The organism is Acinetobacter sp. YH12064 (genome assembly GCF_013419735.1).
GTDB classification, from domain to species: Bacteria; Pseudomonadota; Gammaproteobacteria; order Pseudomonadales; family Moraxellaceae; genus Acinetobacter; species Acinetobacter amyesii.
In genome coordinates, this window is sequence record NZ_VOZP01000005.1 from 226,771 (window position 1) to 244,673 (window position 17,903).

General features: G+C 39.2%; 15 protein-coding genes and 3 pseudogenes. 13 read left to right on the plus strand and 5 right to left on the minus strand.

Annotated elements, in window-relative coordinates:
- Window positions 1-3: 3 nt before the first annotated feature.
- The 3 genes and pseudogenes from FTU13_RS07130 to FTU13_RS07140 form a co-directional block, all read left to right on the plus strand.
- On the plus strand, window positions 4-1,917 hold the full coding sequence (locus FTU13_RS07130; protein ID WP_086194807.1) for a copper resistance system multicopper oxidase: 1,914 nt from the start codon (window positions 4-6) through the stop codon (window positions 1,915-1,917).
- The gene (locus tag FTU13_RS07135) at window positions 1,904-2,824 is read left to right on the plus strand and encodes a copper resistance protein B (protein ID WP_086194806.1); all 921 of its coding nucleotides are present in this window, start codon (window positions 1,904-1,906) and stop codon (window positions 2,822-2,824) included. Before FTU13_RS07130 ends, FTU13_RS07135 begins: the two co-directional genes overlap by 14 nt.
- Before the next feature lie 23 nt (window positions 2,825-2,847).
- Window positions 2,848-3,045, plus strand: a pseudogene (locus FTU13_RS07140) (hypothetical protein); the annotation flags it as partial.
- Between the two features lie 16 nt (window positions 3,046-3,061).
- Here the strand turns inward: FTU13_RS07140 and FTU13_RS07145 are convergent.
- A pseudogene (locus FTU13_RS07145) lies at window positions 3,062-3,254 on the minus strand (DDE-type integrase/transposase/recombinase); the annotation flags it as partial.
- A gap of 6 nt (window positions 3,255-3,260) precedes the next feature.
- Here FTU13_RS07145 and FTU13_RS07150 point away from each other — a divergent pair.
- Together FTU13_RS07150 and FTU13_RS07155 are read left to right on the plus strand one after the other, a co-directional pair.
- Complete coding sequence (locus FTU13_RS07150; protein WP_373423880.1) at window positions 3,261-3,755, plus strand: NAD(P)H-dependent oxidoreductase; 495 nt, start codon at window positions 3,261-3,263, stop codon at window positions 3,753-3,755.
- A 167-nt stretch (window positions 3,756-3,922) separates the two neighbouring features.
- The gene (locus tag FTU13_RS07155) at window positions 3,923-5,011 is read left to right on the plus strand and encodes an ArsO family NAD(P)H-dependent flavin-containing monooxygenase (protein WP_180127529.1); all 1,089 of its coding nucleotides are present in this window, start codon (window positions 3,923-3,925) and stop codon (window positions 5,009-5,011) included.
- A 327-nt stretch (window positions 5,012-5,338) separates the two neighbouring features.
- Here FTU13_RS07155 and FTU13_RS07160 read toward each other — a convergent pair whose 3' ends face one another.
- From FTU13_RS07160 to FTU13_RS07170, 3 genes are read right to left on the minus strand one after another with little or no spacing between them, the layout of a single operon-like run.
- Window positions 5,339-7,168, minus strand: coding sequence for a ferrous iron transporter B (locus FTU13_RS07160; RefSeq protein WP_174560619.1), 1,830 nt, complete (start codon window positions 7,166-7,168; stop codon window positions 5,339-5,341).
- Window positions 7,158-7,418, minus strand: coding sequence for a FeoA family protein (locus FTU13_RS07165; protein WP_004665962.1), 261 nt, complete (start codon window positions 7,416-7,418; stop codon window positions 7,158-7,160). Before FTU13_RS07165 ends, FTU13_RS07160 begins: the two co-directional genes overlap by 11 nt.
- An 11-nt stretch (window positions 7,419-7,429) precedes the next feature.
- On the minus strand, window positions 7,430-8,710 hold the full coding sequence (locus FTU13_RS07170; RefSeq protein WP_114837618.1) for a cation transporter: 1,281 nt from the start codon (window positions 8,708-8,710) through the stop codon (window positions 7,430-7,432).
- Window positions 8,711-8,800: 90 nt separating this feature from the next.
- Between FTU13_RS07170 and cadR the strand changes: the two genes are divergently transcribed.
- The 7 genes from cadR (at window position 8,801) to FTU13_RS07205 (ending at window position 16,947) form a co-directional block, all read left to right on the plus strand.
- Window positions 8,801-9,193 (plus strand): Cd(II)/Pb(II)-responsive transcriptional regulator, encoded by a 393-nt coding sequence (cadR, locus tag FTU13_RS07175; protein ID WP_004281856.1) that lies wholly within the window; start codon window positions 8,801-8,803, stop codon window positions 9,191-9,193.
- 142 nt (window positions 9,194-9,335) lie between these two features.
- Entirely contained in the window at window positions 9,336-9,746 is a 411-nt protein-coding gene (locus FTU13_RS07180; protein ID WP_004733191.1) for a hypothetical protein, read from the plus strand.
- 49 nt (window positions 9,747-9,795) lie between these two features.
- Window positions 9,796-11,163 carry a TolC family protein gene (locus FTU13_RS07185; RefSeq protein WP_004281854.1) on the plus strand — a complete coding sequence of 456 codons (1,368 nt, stop codon included), beginning with the start codon at window positions 9,796-9,798 and terminating at the stop codon, window positions 11,161-11,163.
- Between the two features lies 1 nt (window position 11,164).
- Window positions 11,165-12,400: an efflux RND transporter periplasmic adaptor subunit gene (locus FTU13_RS07190; RefSeq protein ID WP_004281853.1), complete on the plus strand. Its 1,236-nt coding sequence runs from the start codon at window positions 11,165-11,167 to the stop codon at window positions 12,398-12,400.
- Window positions 12,390-15,548 carry an efflux RND transporter permease subunit gene (locus FTU13_RS07195; protein ID WP_004733184.1) on the plus strand — a complete coding sequence of 1,053 codons (3,159 nt, stop codon included), beginning with the start codon at window positions 12,390-12,392 and terminating at the stop codon, window positions 15,546-15,548. The genes FTU13_RS07190 and FTU13_RS07195 overlap by 11 nt, the downstream gene beginning before the upstream one ends.
- An 86-nt stretch (window positions 15,549-15,634) precedes the next feature.
- On the plus strand, window positions 15,635-16,534 hold the full coding sequence (locus tag FTU13_RS07200; protein WP_174560616.1) for a cation diffusion facilitator family transporter: 900 nt from the start codon (window positions 15,635-15,637) through the stop codon (window positions 16,532-16,534).
- Between the two features lie 203 nt (window positions 16,535-16,737).
- Window positions 16,738-16,947: a hypothetical protein gene (locus FTU13_RS07205; protein WP_106439075.1), complete on the plus strand. Its 210-nt coding sequence runs from the start codon at window positions 16,738-16,740 to the stop codon at window positions 16,945-16,947.
- Window positions 16,948-17,078: 131 nt separating this feature from the next.
- On the opposite strand, the pseudogene FTU13_RS07210 reads toward FTU13_RS07205, so the two are convergent.
- Window positions 17,079-17,372: pseudogene (locus tag FTU13_RS07210) on the minus strand (IS5/IS1182 family transposase); the annotation flags it as partial.
- Between the two features lie 59 nt (window positions 17,373-17,431).
- On the opposite strand from FTU13_RS07210, the gene FTU13_RS07215 reads away from it, so the two are divergent.
- On the plus strand, window positions 17,432-17,903 hold a 472-nt coding region (locus FTU13_RS07215), incomplete at its 3' end, for an IS6-like element IS1006 family transposase (RefSeq protein WP_098733213.1).

A 17,903-nucleotide genomic window follows, 5' to 3' on the forward strand; every position in this document is an offset into this window, starting at 1 on the left:
AGAATGTCAAAAAAGTTAAGTCATATACTCTTAATTGGAGTTGGTTTATTTTCATCAACTTGGGTAATGGCGGCAGTTAAAGAATATGATTTAACAATCGCTGAACAAACTGTAAATATCACAGGAAAACCAGTTGAGAGAATTACTGTAAATGGTAAATTCGTTGCACCACTTCTTGAATTTGAAGAAGGTGATGAGGCCGTTATCCGTGTTCACAATAAGTTAAAAAATCAGGACTCTTCAATCCATTGGCATGGCTTATTATTACCTGGAATTATGGATGGTGTACCTGGATTTAACAAATTTAATGGCATTGCCCCTAATAAAACTTATGAATATAAGTTTAAAGTCCGCCAAAATGGTACTTATTGGTATCATTCACATAGTAAAGGACAAGAACAAGACGGTTTATATGGTGCTTTTGTTATTTATCCTAAAGATAAAACTCCACTAACAGCTGCTGAAAAAACCGATAAAGATTACGTTGTTTTGCTTTCTGATTTTCATAATTCGACAAGTGATCAAATTATGAAAAATATTAAAAAAGAAGCAGACTACTATCAGAACCGCCGCGAAACAGTATTCGATGTATTAAAACAAGTTAAACGTGATGGGCTAAAAGCGACTTGGCAAGACCGTTCTATGTGGAATCAGATGCGAATGCTGAAAACAGATATGTCCGATGTGACTGGTTATACATTTTTAATGAATGGCAAGACACCTCAGCAAAATTGGACGGGTAACTTCAAAGCTGGTGAAAAAGTTCGCCTTCGTTTTATTAATGCTTCCGCTATGTCATTCTTTGATGTACGCATTCCAAACCTAAAAATGACTGTAGTCAGTGCTGATGGTCAACCTGTAAAGCCCGTTCCTGTAGATGAGTTCCGTATAGGTACTGCTGAAACTTATGATGTCATTGTTGAACCGAAACAAGCCCATTATCAAATCGAAGCTGAATCTATTGATCGTACTGGATTTTCGGTTGGAACCTTACATGATGAAAATACCTCACCTGTAAAACAAATTGAGATGCCTAAGCCTCGTCCTCGTTCTTTATTGACTATGGAAGATATGGGAATGAATCATGATATGTCTTCTATGAAAGGCATGAATCACGATATGTCTTCTATGAAAGGTATGGATCATGATATGTCTTCTATGAAAGGCATGAATCACGATATGTCTTCTATGAAAGGTATGGATCATGATATGTCTTCAATGAAAGATATGAATCATGATATGTCTTCTATGAAAGGCATGAATCACGATATGTCTTCTATGAAAGGTATGGATCATGATATGTCTTCTATGAAAGGTATGGATCATGATATGCCGATGAATAGCGCTACTGTTAAGGCGGCTTCAGACAAGAATGATAATACCGTATTTGGATGGGCAAATGCTTCAACACCTGAAGGTAATAAAGCATTGCAATATAGTGATTTGCAATCGTTAGATCCTCAAAAAGACACTCGTGCAGCTGAACGTGAAATAGAGATCCGTCTTGGTGGAAACATGGAGCGTTATATTTGGACAATAAATGGTAAAAAATTTAATGAAGCCGACCCACTAGTGGTGAAGTATGGTGAACGTATTCGCTTAAAATTTGTCAATGACAGTATGATGGCTCACCCAATGCACTTACATGGCATGTTTATGCAGCTTGAGAATGGTCAGGATCCAAGCAATATGCCAAACAAACATACGGTAATTGTTCCACCTGGGAAAACGATAACCACTCTACTCACAGCTGATGAGTTAGGTGAGTGGGCTATTCATTGTCACCTGCTTTACCATATGAGTGCAGGAATGATGAATAAACTCATTGTAGCTCAAGTGGAAGATGGTAATTCTACAAAGACTGTTGCTCAGCCCCCAATAAGTGAGAAGGGAGTAAATCCACATGCAAATCACTAAGAATTTCTTCTCAAAAACAGTCTTATCAATTGCATTAATAAGTATATCAAACTTAACTTTTGCTAATAGCAGCACTTCGGAACAAGAAAGTAATATTACAAATGGTATGAGAGTCTTATTACAGGAGTCTGGTGGCTTAAGATATAGCCCCCAAGAATTGTATCCAGAATATTATTCAATGGAAAATGCAAATGGGGGAGATAATATTATTCTGACCGCAAGAAAGAGATCAGCCCCATCTCATGATGATCATCTTAAAGAACATGGTGGACAAATTTATCAAACGACAAAATTTGAAAATGAATGGATGGTTGATGAAGACGGTAAGGGCAACCTAGGAACAAAGTTTGAAACTTTAATTGGAACAGATGAAAATCGTCTATTTATTGAAGCCAATTCGGAAAAGTCAGAAAGTAATGATCCAAAATATGCTGTATCAGCACTTTATAGCCGTAACGTAGCCCCATTTTGGGATGTACAAGCTGGGGTAAGATATAGTGAAGATAAAAATAACAGCAGCAGCGATCGAGTGGATGGGGTTATTGGTATATTAGGTCTAGCTCCTTATTTCTTTGAAACTCAGGCTTATTTATATGGTGGTGAAAATAATTTTTGGGGAGCTAGTTTTGAATTAGAGCGTGACTTCTTGCTAACCCAAAAACTTATTACTCAACCTTATATTGAAGCAGATTTAGTATTAAACGATGATTCTAACTATGCTTCAAAAAACGGATTATCCGAATTGAAGACTGGGCTGAAAACTCGTTATGAGATTACTAAACGGATTAAACCTTTTGTTGATGTAGCTTATCAATATGAAAAGGGACAAAAGCTAACTTCTCTACAACAAGCGTCCAATTCAGAAAAAGGATGGTTGTATGGTGCAGGTATCGAGTTTGTTTTTTAAAATAGTATGATTTGGATTCATGAATGGTAGCTTCGGCTACTATTCATGAATTATTACTATTTATTTTCGAATCTGTAAAACTAAAAAAGCTTAATTTTTGGTCTATTTTTATGCAGTGGTTAAAAACATGCTTATCGCTGTTTTTATCGTTTGCTATTCTTTTAGTAGGATCGGCTGCTACTACTTCGTCTGTACATCATCGGTGTTTAATGCCATCTGAATAGATGCATGTGGCATAGCCGTCTTCATCGATTTGAATCCTAAAGTGGCCCTAATGATCCGCTTTAGCTTGCCATGATTACATTCGATCACGTTATTTTTATACTTAACCTGCCTGTGCTCAAGATCTGGTGGACCTTTTCTTTCCCATTTTAACCGTGACAAAGCACCTCCATATGTGTGCTTTATCTGTATCTATCACTTGTGGGGCCTTCCTTTGCCAGAAGATGCGGATACTGAGCATCCAAAAGTAAAAGAACTGCATGAGCTTCTTGCATGGTCTGAAGGTATGGTCTGGTGTTCACCTGAACGTCATGGTTCTATGAGTTCCATTTTTAAATCACAAATAGACTGGATTCCACTTGCAGGAGGAGCAATCCGTGCTACCCAAGGTAAAACCCTTGCCTTGATGCAAGTCAGTGGTGGATCACAGTCATTTAACAGCCTGAACCAGATGCGTATTTTGGGGCGGTGGATGCGGATGATCACCATTCCAAATCAGTCTTCAATTCCGAAAGCTTTCTTGGAATTCGAAGAAGATGGACGAATGAAGCCTTCAGCTTTCTATGACCGGATTGAGGATGTCATGGAAGAGTTATTTAAGTTCACTCTACTGACTCGTGGTCAAAGCAAATACCTGACTGATCGTTATTCTGAACGCAAGGAATCGGCTGAAGAGTTGTCCAAGCGTGTAAATCAGCGCAGTTTATAAATGCTGGATGGTATTAAATACTGCGCCTCATTGCCAGGTCAGTAACACTTTTATGCTGTACCGATGAAGTGCTGTTAAAGGTACAATGAATATTGTAAAAACCCAGTCTTCATGATTGGGTTTTTACATTAAAGAAGTCAGAGATAAATAAGGAAAAGGTGAAGGCTTTGAACCAGAAACAGACTGAAACTGATGTGATCATTATCGGTGGTGGGCAGGCCGCTTTATCTACCGCTTATTTTTTAAAGCGCAAGAAAATCCCATTCATTATATTGGATGAGCAAAATCAAGCGGGGGGTGCCTGGCTGCATACCTGGGAGTCATTGCGTCTTTTTTCTCCTAATACCTGGAGTTCTCTATCCGGTTGGATGATGCCCATCACTGAACAGACCTATCCAACACGAAATGAGGTGATCCAGTATTTATCGGCTTATGAACAGAGATATCAATTTTCGATTGTTCGTCCAGTACATGTCGATCGTGTGGAATCGAAGGGAAAGTATTTAGACGTATATGCTGGAGAAAAGTTTTGGCGAGCCAAGGTGGCGGTCAGTGCAACAGGGACATGGCGCCAGCCGTTTATTCCTGATTATCCGGGACAGGAAAACTTTCAAGGCACGCAGTTACATTCAGCCCATTACCTGAATGCAGATCCATTTAAAGATAAGAAAGTCATCGTGGTGGGTGGGGGGAATTCGGGCGCGCAAATACTCGCTGAGGTTTCACAAGTTGCTGAAACCATTTGGGTCACAAAAACTCCGCCTCAATTTTTACCTGATGATGTCGATGGTCGAGTACTGTTTTTAAGAGCAACTGAGCGTTTAAAAGTACAACAAGAAGGAAGAAAAGTTGACCAGCCAATAGGTGGCCTAGGTGATATTGTGATGATCGATAGTGTCAAAGAGGCAAGGAATAGAGGAGTCTTACATAGCCGTCCACCTTTTCAATCTTTAGCTACAGATGCAGTTATTTGGCCAGATGGAAAAAAAGAGAAAATTGATGTGATTATTTGGTGTACTGGATTTAAGGCTTCATTAAATCATCTAAAAAGTATAGATATAGTAGAGCGAGATAACTTTGTAGAAGTTCAAAATGGAAGGTCTATTAAGTTACCTAACTTGTGGTTAGTTGGATATGGAGATTGGACAGGTATGGCATCTGCAACATTAATTGGCGTTTCTAGAACAGCGAGAGCTACAGTAGATGAGATCTTCACTTATCTACAAGAAATTAATACTAAAAAATTTTCAGAATAATTATCCATATCGAGTATAAGAATTTTAGAATCGGTTTTGTGTCTAGGCTACTGGGAGCATTCCAATATTTTGATTATTATTTCACTAAAAGTGTCTACAAGATCATGCTATTCATTAAGCCATAATTTTTGATATTTAAACCTTATTTCATGAATTGCACTAAAAAGAGGGAACTCTTTCATAATTTATAATTAAATTAGAAGTTTTCTTAGGAAGCTGTTTAATATTATTGATATCTATACAGTTTTTCTTGTAAAAGCGCTTCATTTATAGTGAGTATTTCAATAAAATAAGGGAGCTAGCTCCCTTATTTTATTCATTTGCTAATTAAAAATTACTCGCAACTTGATATGTGATGAATGAAAAGATGTAGGCTAATGCAAACAAATAAGTTGCCATAATGATGGGCTGTTTCCAGCTGCCAGTTTCTCGTCTAATTGTTGCTAACGTAGCAAGACAATGGGGAGCAAAAATAAACCATACCAATAATGATAAACCTGTGGCTAACCCCCATCCATCCGGGCCTGAAATTTGACTTAACAGACTTTGAGTTACTGTATCTTCATCACCTGACATCGCATAAATCACCCCAAGAGCAGCAATTACAACTTCCCTTGCTGCCATAGCAGGAATGAGTGCAATACATATTTCCCATGTAAACCCAATAGGCGCAAATATAGGATGAATTAAATGCCCTAACTGACCAGCTAAACTATAGTTAATGGCCGGCATGGTTGCATTATCTGGTGGTTGAGGGAACGTGACTAGCACCCATAACAAGATAGACAGCGCAACGATAATGCCACCAACTCGTTTTAAGAAAATAGTTGCCCTATCATATAAGCCTAATGCAATATTTCTAATATCTGGAATTCGGTATGTGGGAAGCTCAAAAATAAAAATACTTTCAGTTTTATCTTTTCGAACCAACTTCAGAAAGAGTGAAACTAATAACGCTGAGACTATTCCCGACATATAAAGACCAAAAAGGACTAATCCTTGCAGACTTAACCAGCCGTAGATTAATTGGTTCGGAATAAATGCCGCGATCAATAAAGCATATACGGGCAATCTTGCTGAACAGGTCATCAATGGTGCAATCATAATTGTTGCTAATCGGTCCCGTTCAGAGCTGATACTTCTGGTTGCCATAATTCCGGGAATCGCACAAGCAAAACTGGATAGCAGAGGAATAAATGAACGGCCGCTAAGCCCGGCTTTAGACATTAATTTATCTAAAAGAAATGCTGCTCGGGGTAAATAGCCTGACTCTTCAAGCATTAAAATGAAGAAGAATAAAATCAAAATCTGAGGCATATATGCAAGCACGCTACCTGTGCCAGCAATTACCCCATCGACTACCAAGCTTTTTAATAGAGGATGTTGGATTAGTGGTCCAATAAAATCACTGAGCCATACGATAAAATTTTCAATGAATTCAATAAAAGGCGTTGCCCATATAAATACCGCCTGGAACATCACAAACATGGTTAAAGTTAAGATTACTAAACCCAATACAGGATGTAGAAAAATTTTATCTAGAAATGCGGTTCTTTTATCACCACTGTCATTATTTAAAATAACTTGTTTGGTGATTTGTTTGACCTGTTCAAAATGACTTAATTCAGAATGATAAGGAGTAATAAAAAGATTTTTTTGATCTAATTGATTAATTAAATCTTGAATTCCTTTTGTTTTAACTGCGACAGCTTCAACTACAGGGATACCTAACAGTTGAGACAGTTTATCCTTATCAATGGAAATACCACGCTTTTTGACCTCATCCATCATATTTAATACAAGAATCATAGGGCGATTTAGAGCACGAACTTCGAGAACCAAGCTCAAATGTAAGCTTAAATTTGTGGCATCTACAACGCATATAAAAATATCGGGTAGAATTTCACCTTTTAGCTCGCCCAAACAAACTGCCCTGGTGACTTCTTCATCTAAACTACTAGGTTTTAAACTGTAAGTTCCGGGTAAGTCCAATACTCGTATTGCATCACCAGAAGGTAATTTAAAAGAACCTTCTTTTCTTTCTACGGTAACCCCAGCATAGTTGGCAACTTTTTGTCGCGTACCAGTAAGCGTATTAAATAAAGAGGTTTTTCCGCAATTTGGATTACCGACTAATGCAATGTTCTTAATCTTCATTGGATACTAACTCTACAAAAATTCTTTCAGCTTCATTCTTTCTTAATGCGAATCTTGAAGTTTCAATTTGAACTAAAACAGGATCTCCGCCAAAAACACCTTTAGCGAGTACTTGTAGAGTTTCACCCTCTCTAAAACCTAATAGTTGGAGCCGTTCCAATACGGGATCAGTGGTATGACTGTATTGATTACCTTTTTTGAGATCTCTAATTTTGACGATCTGATTTTGTTTAACTTGAAATAGATTCATTTTCGATACTCTTACTTCAAAGCCAAAATCTTTCGAGCACCATTAAGCACGAATAAAGAAACCAGGATGCCAATGATTAAGTCTGGGTAAGCTGATCCCGTCCACGCCACGAGTACACCGGCAAATATAACGCCCATATTTACGACAACGTCATTCGCCGAGAAAATCCAACTGGCTTTCATATGTGCGCCATCTTCTCGATGACCAGAAATAAGATATAAGCATGTCACGTTAGCTATAAGTGCGAGCAGGCCAATAACAATCATGAGCGTTGATTCTGGCTCGCTTCCAAACATGAATCGTCTAATGACATCAATAATCACGATGACAGCAAGTAATAACTGAATCCAACCTGCGAAATGGGCTGCTTTCACTTGATATTTCGCAGCTTTTCCGACGGCATATAGCGCAATACCATAAACGGCTGCATCGGCAAACATATCTAGAGAATCAGCAATCAATCCTGTAGACGCAGCAATAATTCCGCTGATGAATTCTATAAAGAACAGTAGAGCATTAATGCCTAATAACAGTTTAAGTACTTTAGCTTGTCTCACAGGATCAGGTTCATTAGGTATATCGCCTGAAGAAAGCTGTGTTTCATCAAGTTTCGCCCCAAAACCCAGTCCTTCAAGTTTGGCCGTAATTTGCTGACTCCCTTCATTATGGAAGACTTTCAGTTTTCGATTGGGAAGATCAAAAGTAAGACCTTTAACTGCTTCAATATCTGCAAGAGCCATACGGACCATTTGCTCTTCAGCAGAGCAATCCATTTTAGGAATGGTATAGGTACTTGTTTGCTTAGCCTGTTGATTGCTTATATAAGTTTCAGTCTTCACAAGCTTTGCACCAAAACCCAAAGCTTCAAGTTTGGTGGTTATATTTTCATCTTTTTGATTATGTAGAACCTTTAAAGACCGGTTAGGTAAATCAAAGATGAGTTTTTGAACACCATCAATTGAAGATAGCGCCATACGAACCATCTGTTCTTCCGCAGAACAATCCATTTTGGGAACTAAGTATTCACTCATGTAGTGCGAATCTTTTAAAACGTTTTCAGTGCTTAAATTTTCTTTGGGATCAGAACCACAACAGGATTGAGCGGTATCTTCACAACTGTTTGAAGTGTTACAGCAAGGAGATGAAGATTTTTCTTCTTCCTCTTCACCACAACAGCTAGGCGTATTATCACAATTCTTTGAATTGCTTGCTTCTGCAATTGATGGATGATTTTCTTGTTGAGATTTCTTATCTTCGCATGGTGTTTCTTTACTACATCCACAGCCACTCATAGTTATACCCATTAAAAAAATTTATAAACTTTGAATATTAGAATCCCTATAGTTACTATAGAGTCAAGATTTTTTGGAAATACCAACTCAATGCATTTAAAAATTGGTGAACTCTCTAAAAAAACCTCATGTTCAGTATTAACAATTAGGTTTTATGAAAAGGAAGGTTTAATTCCGGAACCCGAAAGAACGGAAGGAAATTACCGCCTTTACGATATAGGCTATGTTGAGCGAATTAAGTTTATTTTGAATTGCCGAACTTTAAATATGAGTTTGAATGAAATTCGTCAATTACTCACCTATAAAGATAATCCCAAGAAAAATTGTTCAGATGTGAATGAATTAATTGACTTACATGTCAGTGCTATCAGAGAAAATATAATCAAGCAACAAAAGCTTATTGAACAATTATCTGATTTAAGAGGTACTTGTGATGGCTTATGTACAATTGACCAATGTGGAGTTCTAAAAAATCTAGCTTGATTATCTAGACCTATGCTTTTTTCAAAAATTCTGTATATCTTTACTTAAGGCTGCAAAAAGTTTAAGGTTACTCAAATTCTGTGATCAGATCTTTGATAGATCTGGACAGCTTCTTATTGGTGTTTTAAATACAGATTTGTGTATGAAGAGAAAAACATTTCTAATCCAGATATTGGTACTCTTATTCACATTCCAGAATATTTGGAGTGTGGCAGAGGCTGCGTGTCTGCATGAAATGCCAAACATACCCAATTCAATACTCTCTAATCCAATCGATTTAGACGAAAAGAGTGATAGTCCTCGTCAAGCACTTTATTCCCTAGAAAACTATAAAGAAATCTATGACTATTGTCAGAAGGTTTGTTTTAACGAAAAGTGCAGTCATTTCTCAAATACAATCGTGATTCAGATTGACCCACCCGATGATCTGAAGCTTAAAGCTAATTTTGAGACCGGCATTACCCCAACTTATTTGGGAATAACTTTTTATAAACCCCCTTATCTGGATCAATTAACCCCGCCTCCCGATTTGCCCCTACTATTGGTGGGGTAGTCTTATAAAAGCCCACCACTCCTAATTTCATTATGCGTGGGGCATTTTCATGTCAAAAAACAAATTACATCAGGATACCTCCATCCTGAATTTATCCTGGTCAGCCTTAGGTAGCGGTATCTTGCTATCTGCAATGATCAGCTTCAGTACTTCCGTAGTCGCCAGTACTCAAGATTTAACGCTGCAGCAAGCTATTGAGCAGGTTAACCAATATCAAGCGTCCCAAAATTTCTGGGAAACGCAAAACAGCATTAATGCCACGAATCTTCAGCAAAGTAAGCTGTTTAAAAATCCTGAACTGTCAGTTGAACAAACGGGATTTGGTTCAAATAATGAAAAAGAGCTTACCATTGGCATATCACAACCCTTGGATATTTTTGGTGAGCGAAGAGCAAACCAAAAATTAGCCAGTCTCTCTACAGATAAAACAGCGCTGAAACAGAAGATTTATCAAGCACAAATTGAGCTTGCAGTGAAATATGTATGGTCACAACTGGCCATTGCTGAACTTGAAAAAAACATTGTCAATGAACAACTTCGGGTGAGCCAAGAAAACCTTCAAGCAATCGAAAAGCGCTTTAATGCAGGCAGTATTGCCCAAGTAGATGTAAATCGCGCACGTTTAAGCCATGCTGAAAATATCCGTCTTTTTAGACAGGCAGACTTACAGGTACAAGTGGCCACCCAACAATTATCAAATTTATGGGGTACGTCTGATAAGTCATTGCAGGTAAACCTCTCTTCACAAAAGCTCTGGCCAAAATCGACTCATGAACAGGTTCAAGAATATTTAGCGGAAAACTACGTTGAGAAATATCGAGCTTTACTGGTATTAGAGTCTCAAGCAACGGTTGATCAACTAAGGGCAAAGGCACGTCCTAACCCCACTTTAAACCTAGGTGTCAACCGCACCCAATCCTTGGAAAACTCCACACAAAATCAATTAGTAGTCGGAGTCAGTGTACCGCTTAATATTTTCGATCGTCAGCAAAATGGCATAAAAATCGCGCAAGAAAAAATGAACTTATTAGAGCGTCAGAAAGAGTTTTATCTGAAGCAAAATGCGCTGCAAATAGGCACAATTTTAACCGAGTTGCAGGGTTTAGAGCTGCAATTCAAAGTCGTTGACGAGACTCAAATTCCTTTGGCGACTCAAGTTCAAAGTAAGACGCTACAAGGTTTCTTGGCAGGCAAGTTTGCTTTAACCGATGTTCAGCAAGCCACGCTTCAATTACAAGACATCCGTCTGCGTAAAGTCCAGTTGTTACGGGATGGCTGGCAAAAGGCCATTGAAGCAGAAAGTTTGAGCTTAGGCATTAGCCCAAGTGAAGTCATGTCGAAAGATGCTATTGCACAAATCAATCAAAACTTATGGCAAGACATACAGGCCATGCCTGTCATTGGTGGGGGAAATTAACATGTTCGATCTTAAAAACAGCTTAAAAAAACAGAGCGGAAAAATCTCTCAACCTCTACTGATTAGTTTGGTTATCGGCGCTACCGTACTCCTCAGTATTTTTTTGATCTTAACTGGTAAGAATAAATCGGAAACATCAGATGAACATGCAGAGGAAGAAAGCGGAGAAGAACATGGCGGTGAAACCGAAGAGCATGCAGAAGGTGTGAGCCTGACTGCCAAGCAACTGGTGGAACAGGGCATACAATTATCAGCGGTCGATCAAGGCCCGGTGGTTAAATTAAGTTCTTATCCTGCCAAACTGAATGTGAATACTGACCAGCAAGCGCACGTCTCACCGAGTTTTAGTGGTCATGTAGAAAATGTCTATGTAGAACTCGGTCAAAAAGTTCAGAAAGGACAGCCTTTGGCTGCGTTGCTTGTTCCTGATCTAGTTGATCAGCAGGCCAATCTTAAAATTGAACAAACCAACCTTGAACTGGCGAAACAAGACTATGATCGTGAGCGTCAGCTTTGGTCACAGGGCATTTCAGCAAAACAGGACTATCAACGTGCTTATAACAGCTATAAACGGGCACAAATTCAGGTTCAAGCGGCCCAATCACGTTTAAGTGCATTTGGTGCAGTGAATGCCAGTAACGGACGCTATATTTTGAAAGCTCCCATTTCTGGCGTGATCAGTAAAAAGGATTTGGTTCTCGGGGAAAATGTTCAGTTAGCCGATCAACTCTTTACGATAGACCGGTTAGATCAACTCTGGCTTGAGTTTATTGTTCCAAATTCTGAAATTATGGGCTTAGCCCCGAATCAAAAGATCGAATTTAAATCCTTGCAAACAGAAAAGGTTTATCAAGCTGTTATTCAGACTTTAAATACTGAAGCGGATATTCAAACAGGTCGTCTTCAGGTGCGAGCAAAAGTTGAATCGAATGCAACCGAATTACGTCCAAACTTGATGGTGAACGTACAGTTGCAACAACGGAGTGAAAGTACCGCATTACGGGTACTTAAGTCCGCAGTTCAGAATGTCGATGGAAAAGATGTGGTTTTTGTCGCCACTCAGCATGGACAAAAAGTTGAATTCAGTCCGCAACCTGTGAAATTAGGGCAATCATCTGGGGAGAGCCAATGGATTGAAGTGGTGAGTGGGCTTAGTCAGGGACAAAAATATGCCGCTCAAGGCAGTTTTTTACTGAAATCCGAGCTGGAAAAAGGAGAGGCTTCACATGAGCACTGAAACTCCTCAAATTCCAGACCACGAATCGGTAAAACCTGAAGGACTGTTTGATCGACTGATCCAGTTTTCTATCCATAACGCAATCTGGGTCATGCTGTTTATTGCGGCTTGGATTGCTATTGGTATTTATAGTTATCAAAAGTTACCGATTGATGCTGTACCAGATATTACCAATACTCAGGTGCAGATTAACACTTCAGCCAATGGTTTTACGGCTTTAGAAATGGAACAGCGGATTACATATCCAATCGAGAATGCCATGTCAGGCATGCCGAAAATGGAACAAACCCGTTCGATTTCACGCTACGGCTTATCGCAAGTGACCATCATTTTTGAAGATGGCACGGATATTTACTGGGCCAGACAGCTTATCAACCAGCGCTTGCAAGAAGCAATGGGAGAAATGCCTGAAGATGTGCAACCTAACATGTCGCCTATTTCGACAGGTTTAGGTGAAATCTATCAATGGGTGATTAAAGCCGAACCAAATGCTAAAAAGCCGGATGGAACCCCTTATTCGGCGATGGATTTACGTGAAATTCAGGATTGGATTGTAAGACCGCAATTACAGCGCGTAAAAGGCGTTGCTGAGATCAACAGTATCGGTGGCTTTAATAAAACCTATGTGGTTGCCCCTGATCTGAACCGATTGCAACAATTGCAAATTCCTTTGTCTGATTTACAAACTGCCTTAACAGAGAATAATGAAAACCGTGGTGCTGGCTATATTGAGAAAAATGGACAACAGCTAACGGTTCGTGTTCCCGGCACTTTAAACACGATTGAAGATATCCAGAACATCAGTATTGCCAATAAAAACGGCTATCCGATTCGGGTGGCAGATGTCGCCAATGTCTCAATTGGTCATGACTTAAGAACAGGGGCTGCAACCTATAATGGTGAAGAAACTGTATTGGGTATTGCCATGATGATGATGGGAGAAAATAGCCGTACCGTTGCTCAAGCCATTGATGAAAAGGTGCAATCGATCCAGCAATCGCTACCTAAAGGTGTGGTGATTGAGACTGTGTATGACCGTACGCATTTGGTTGATCGGGCGATCAAAACCGTTCAGAAAAATTTGATTGAGGGTGCAATCCTCGTCATTGTTATTTTATTTCTCTTTCTAGGTAATTTCCGTGCTGCGCTGATCACGGCTTGCGTTATTCCACTGTCAATGCTGTTTACCTTGACGGGAATGGCAGAGCAGAAGATTAGTGCAAATCTGATGAGTTTAGGGGCACTGGACTTCGGTATTATTATTGATGGTGCAGTGGTTATTGTAGAAAACTGTATCCGTCGGCTAGCAGAAGCTCAGAAGCTGAAAGGTGGTTTACTTAGCCGTTCTGAAAGATTTAAAGAAGTCTTCTTGGCTGCAAAACAGGCGCGTCGTCCTCTGATTTTTGGACAGTTAATTATTTTGGTGGTTTATCTACCTATCTTTACCCTGACGGGTGTAGAAGCCAAACTTTTCCATCCTATGGCAATGACTGTTGTACTGGCTTTAATTGGGGCCATGATTTTATCTGTCACTTTTGTGCCAGCCGCAGTTGCCCTATTTGTCACTGGAGAAGTCAAGGAAACCGAAAGTCGCTGGATGCATTGGCTTAAAACCAAATATGAACTGCTTTTAGATAAAGCCTATGAGCTTCGTTTATTTGTGACTATTGTGGCTGCCTGTATTTTAGTGCTTACGGGCGTGCTAGCCACTCAAACAGGTAGCGAGTTTGCACCTCAACTGGGTGAAGGTGATTTTGCTGTTCAGCAAATGCGTTCCCCAAGTACAGGGTTAGAACAGTCACTGAGAATGCAGGAAAATACTGAAAAGTTACTGTTGAAAGAATTTCCTGAAATTAAAGCGATCTTTGCTCGTACCGGTACAGCAGAAGTGGCCACAGATGTTATGCCACCCAACATTTCAGATGGCGTGGTACTGTTAAAACCTCATGATGAATGGCCTGATCCAAAACAAACGATTGATGAGCTTCGCCAAAGAATGATTACTTTCTTAGCGACATTGCCGGGAAATAACAGTGAGTTCTCGCAACCCATTGAACTGCGCTTTAACGAGTTAATTTCAGGGGTGCGAAGTGATGTGGGTGTCAAATTATTTGGTGATGACATGGAGATTCTAAATCGCGAAGCGAATAAAATTTCTCAAAAAATTAACTCAATTTCAGGCGCGACAGCCGTTAATGTAGAACAGACCAGTGGCTTACCCTTGTTGAATGTAGAGGTGGATAAGTCCAGAGCTGCACAATATGGCTTGTCGGTAAGAGCAATTCAGGATCTGGTAGCTACAAGTGTCGGTGGCCAGAATGTTGGAACAATTTTACAGGGAGACAAGCGTTTTGATTTTGTCATCCGTCTAGATGAATCCCAGCGTAGTCCTGAACAGTTAGCGGTACTTCCTATTCAATTGCCGAATGGTGGTTTAGTCCAACTGCAAGATGTGGCACGCGTTGAAAATATCCTGGGTATTAATCAGGTCAGCCGTGAAAATGGTAAACGTCGAGTGGTTATTACTGCAAATGTAGAAGGACGTGATTTAGGCTCATTCGTAACAGAGCTTCAGAGCACGTTATCCAAACAGGAATTACCAAGCGGTTATTGGATAGATTATGGCGGTCAATTTCAAAATCTGATGTCTGCAAAAGCGCGTATGCAATTGGTGGTTCCGCTCGCATTGTTGACGATCTTTATTTTATTGATGGCTGTATTCCATAATATCAAAGAAAGCTTACTGGTCTTTAGTGGTGTACCGTTTGCCTTATGTGGAGGCTTAATCGCGTTGTGGTTGCGTGACATTCCATTATCCATGTCAGCAGGGGTTGGCTTCATTGCACTATCGGGGGTGGCTGTACTGAATGGCTTAGTCATGCTCACCTTTATCAAAGAGTTGCGACAACAATATGACCTTTATTATGCAACGTGGCAGGGTGCAATTTTGCGTCTTAGACCTGTGCTGATGACCGCTTGTGTGGCGTCCCTTGGGTTTGTCCCGATGGCTTTGGCAACCGGAACTGGGGCAGAAGTACAGAGACCTTTAGCAACAGTGGTTATTGGAGGAATTATCTCCTCTACCCTGCTTACATTGGTTTTATTGCCCGTACTGTACCGCTGGATGAATGAAAAGAAAGTTTCTTAATCCAATAGATTAGTCGATTTACAGCAGAGATATTGGCTGTTATCCAATATCTCTGCTCATCATAAATAGAATAAGGAAAATATTTTATGTCAGAACATCATGATCATAGCCATGCGGTTGTTACTGAAGAAAATAGTAAGAAGTTAATGGTTGCCTTAGGTTTAACGACTACTTTTTTAATAGTAGAAGTTGTCGCTGCTTTTATTACCCAAAGTTTAGCATTACTGTCTGATGCCGCTCACATGTTTACTGATGTAGCCGCATTAGCTATTGCTCTTGCTGCTATCAAAATTGGTAAAAAAGCCGCAGATGATAAAAGAACTTTTGGCTATCAGCGATTCGAAATTTTAGCGGCTCTGTTTAATGCAGTGATGCTTTTTGTGGTGGCGATATATATTGTCTATGAAGCTTACCAACGCTTTACGCATCCTGCTGAAATTCAAAGTGTTGGAATGATGATTGTCGCAGTCATTGGTTTGGTCATAAATTTGATTTCAATGAAAATCCTTTCTGCGAGTGCTCAAGAAAGTCTAAATGTGAAAGGCGCATATTTAGAAGTCCTTAGTGATGCACTGGGATCGATAGGCGTGATTATCGGAGGAGTGGTCATTTATTTTACCCAGTGGATGTGGGTAGATACCGTAATCGCTGTGTTAATTGGCTTCTGGGTTTTACCTCGAACTTGGGTTTTATTAAAACAAAGTATCCATATTTTGCTTGAAGGGGTTCCTGATGAGATTGATATTGAGTCGTTAAGAAATGATTTATTGATGCTAGAGGGTGTTGAAGGGATTCATCAGTTGAAAGTCTGGGCTATATCTTCAAAAAACATTCATTTAACTGCTCATTTGGTTGCTCCTAATAGCGATCCAGATCAGCTCTATCAAAAGGCCTTAGACGTTCTAAAACATAATCATAGTATTACTGAAATTACGTTACAAATAGAAAGTAAGGAATGTAATACATTGGAACAGCATAAACATTAAAGTGCTGCTCTTTCTACATAATGGACAGATGACTAGGCTGATAAACCTTACCATTTTCCTGTATTACACTTCTATTTATCACACGCACTTTAAACACCATCCTGAGACATTTTAAAATTACAAGAATGTAATTTATGAGTCCTCTGGGTGTTAATTCTTTAAAGTTAGAATATCTAACAAGTATTAAATGAGAGTAAATAAACATGCTATTCAAAAATAAATTTTGTACTAAATTACTGTTAATTAGTGCATTCTTTAGTATCGCAAGTTTTAGTTATGCAGATGGCGGCTTGTTATTTCTTGAAAAGAATTTAAAAGCTTCTAAAGTTGAAAATTCTAAACAAAAACAAGTTAAAAATAATGAATCAAATGAATCAAATGAATCAAATGAATCAAATGAATCAAATGAATAGTTGGGTTGCATAAATAAATCAATTAGACTTATTCATTCAGCAATATAATTCCTGAATGAATAAGTTTATAACTAAAACCGGCTTTGTTGCATAAACATTCAAAAGCTGAGTTTTCCCCAATCCATTCAAATTTAAGTGACAACTTGGGTGTGAGGTCTACCTAATTCCGTAAATCTATTCAGAACTGCCACACGCGCATGAACTTCATTGACCTGACTTTGAAAATGTCTTGCCGTCAGCTTATCTCCTAATAATTTGATGCAATGCATCTTGGTTTCCACCAAACTGCGACGGTGATAGCCCGACCATTTTTTCCATAGGGTTCTGCCTAAATGCTTAACCGTTTGAAGTAACTCATTTCGTTCTATTGAACTGATTTTAGAATCTTTCCAGGGCTTGGCATTCTTCCTGGGTGGAATTACGGCACTGTTGCAAATAACCACGAATGGTAAGCTGAAGACTGTTTTAGCTAAAGGTGCAGCATATGAATCCTTTCCATGGTCGGCATTTTCAGGGCGAAATCATTCTTTGGGCTGTGCGCTGGTATTGTAAATATGGCATTAGCTATCGTGAACTGCAGGAAATGCTGGCCGAACGGGGTGTGAATGTTGATCACACGACTATTTACCGTTGGGTTCAACGTTATGCTCCTGAAATAGAAAAACGTTTACGCTGGTATTGGCGTAATCCTACAGATCTGAGCTCGTGGCATATTGATGAAACCTATGTAAAAGTGAATGGACGATGGTCTTATCTGTATCGTGCAGTCGATCAACGTGGCGATACCATTGATTTTTATCTTTCTTCTAGACGTAATACCAAATCAGCATATTGTTTTCTTGGAAAAATTTTAAATAATGTGAAGAAGTGGCAAATTCCACAAGTGATCAACACGGATAAAGCACCCACATATGGACGTGCTTTATCACGGTTAAAACGGGAAGGTAAATGTCCAC

Excerpts from the sequence above, each read along its gene's own strand:
- FTU13_RS07130 (WP_086194807.1), top strand. The coding sequence starts at position 4 with ATGTCAAAAAAGTTAAGTCATATACTCTTAATTGGAGTTGGTTTATTT.
- FTU13_RS07135 (WP_086194806.1), top strand. The coding sequence starts at position 1,904 with ATGCAAATCACTAAGAATTTCTTCTCAAAAACAGTCTTATCAATTGCA.
- FTU13_RS07160 (WP_174560619.1), bottom strand. The coding sequence starts at position 7,168 with ATGAAGATTAAGAACATTGCATTAGTCGGTAATCCAAATTGCGGAAAA.
- FTU13_RS07165 (WP_004665962.1), bottom strand. The coding sequence starts at position 7,418 with ATGAATCTATTTCAAGTTAAACAAAATCAGATCGTCAAAATTAGAGAT.
- FTU13_RS07170 (WP_114837618.1), bottom strand. The coding sequence starts at position 8,710 with ATGAGTGGCTGTGGATGTAGTAAAGAAACACCATGCGAAGATAAGAAA.
- cadR (WP_004281856.1), top strand. The coding sequence starts at position 8,801 with ATGCATTTAAAAATTGGTGAACTCTCTAAAAAAACCTCATGTTCAGTA.
- FTU13_RS07180 (WP_004733191.1), top strand. The coding sequence starts at position 9,336 with ATGAAGAGAAAAACATTTCTAATCCAGATATTGGTACTCTTATTCACA.
- FTU13_RS07185 (WP_004281854.1), top strand. The coding sequence starts at position 9,796 with ATGTCAAAAAACAAATTACATCAGGATACCTCCATCCTGAATTTATCC.
- FTU13_RS07190 (WP_004281853.1), top strand. The coding sequence starts at position 11,165 with ATGTTCGATCTTAAAAACAGCTTAAAAAAACAGAGCGGAAAAATCTCT.
- FTU13_RS07195 (WP_004733184.1), top strand. The coding sequence starts at position 12,390 with ATGAGCACTGAAACTCCTCAAATTCCAGACCACGAATCGGTAAAACCT.
- FTU13_RS07200 (WP_174560616.1), top strand. The coding sequence starts at position 15,635 with ATGTCAGAACATCATGATCATAGCCATGCGGTTGTTACTGAAGAAAAT.
- FTU13_RS07205 (WP_106439075.1), top strand. The coding sequence starts at position 16,738 with ATGCTATTCAAAAATAAATTTTGTACTAAATTACTGTTAATTAGTGCA.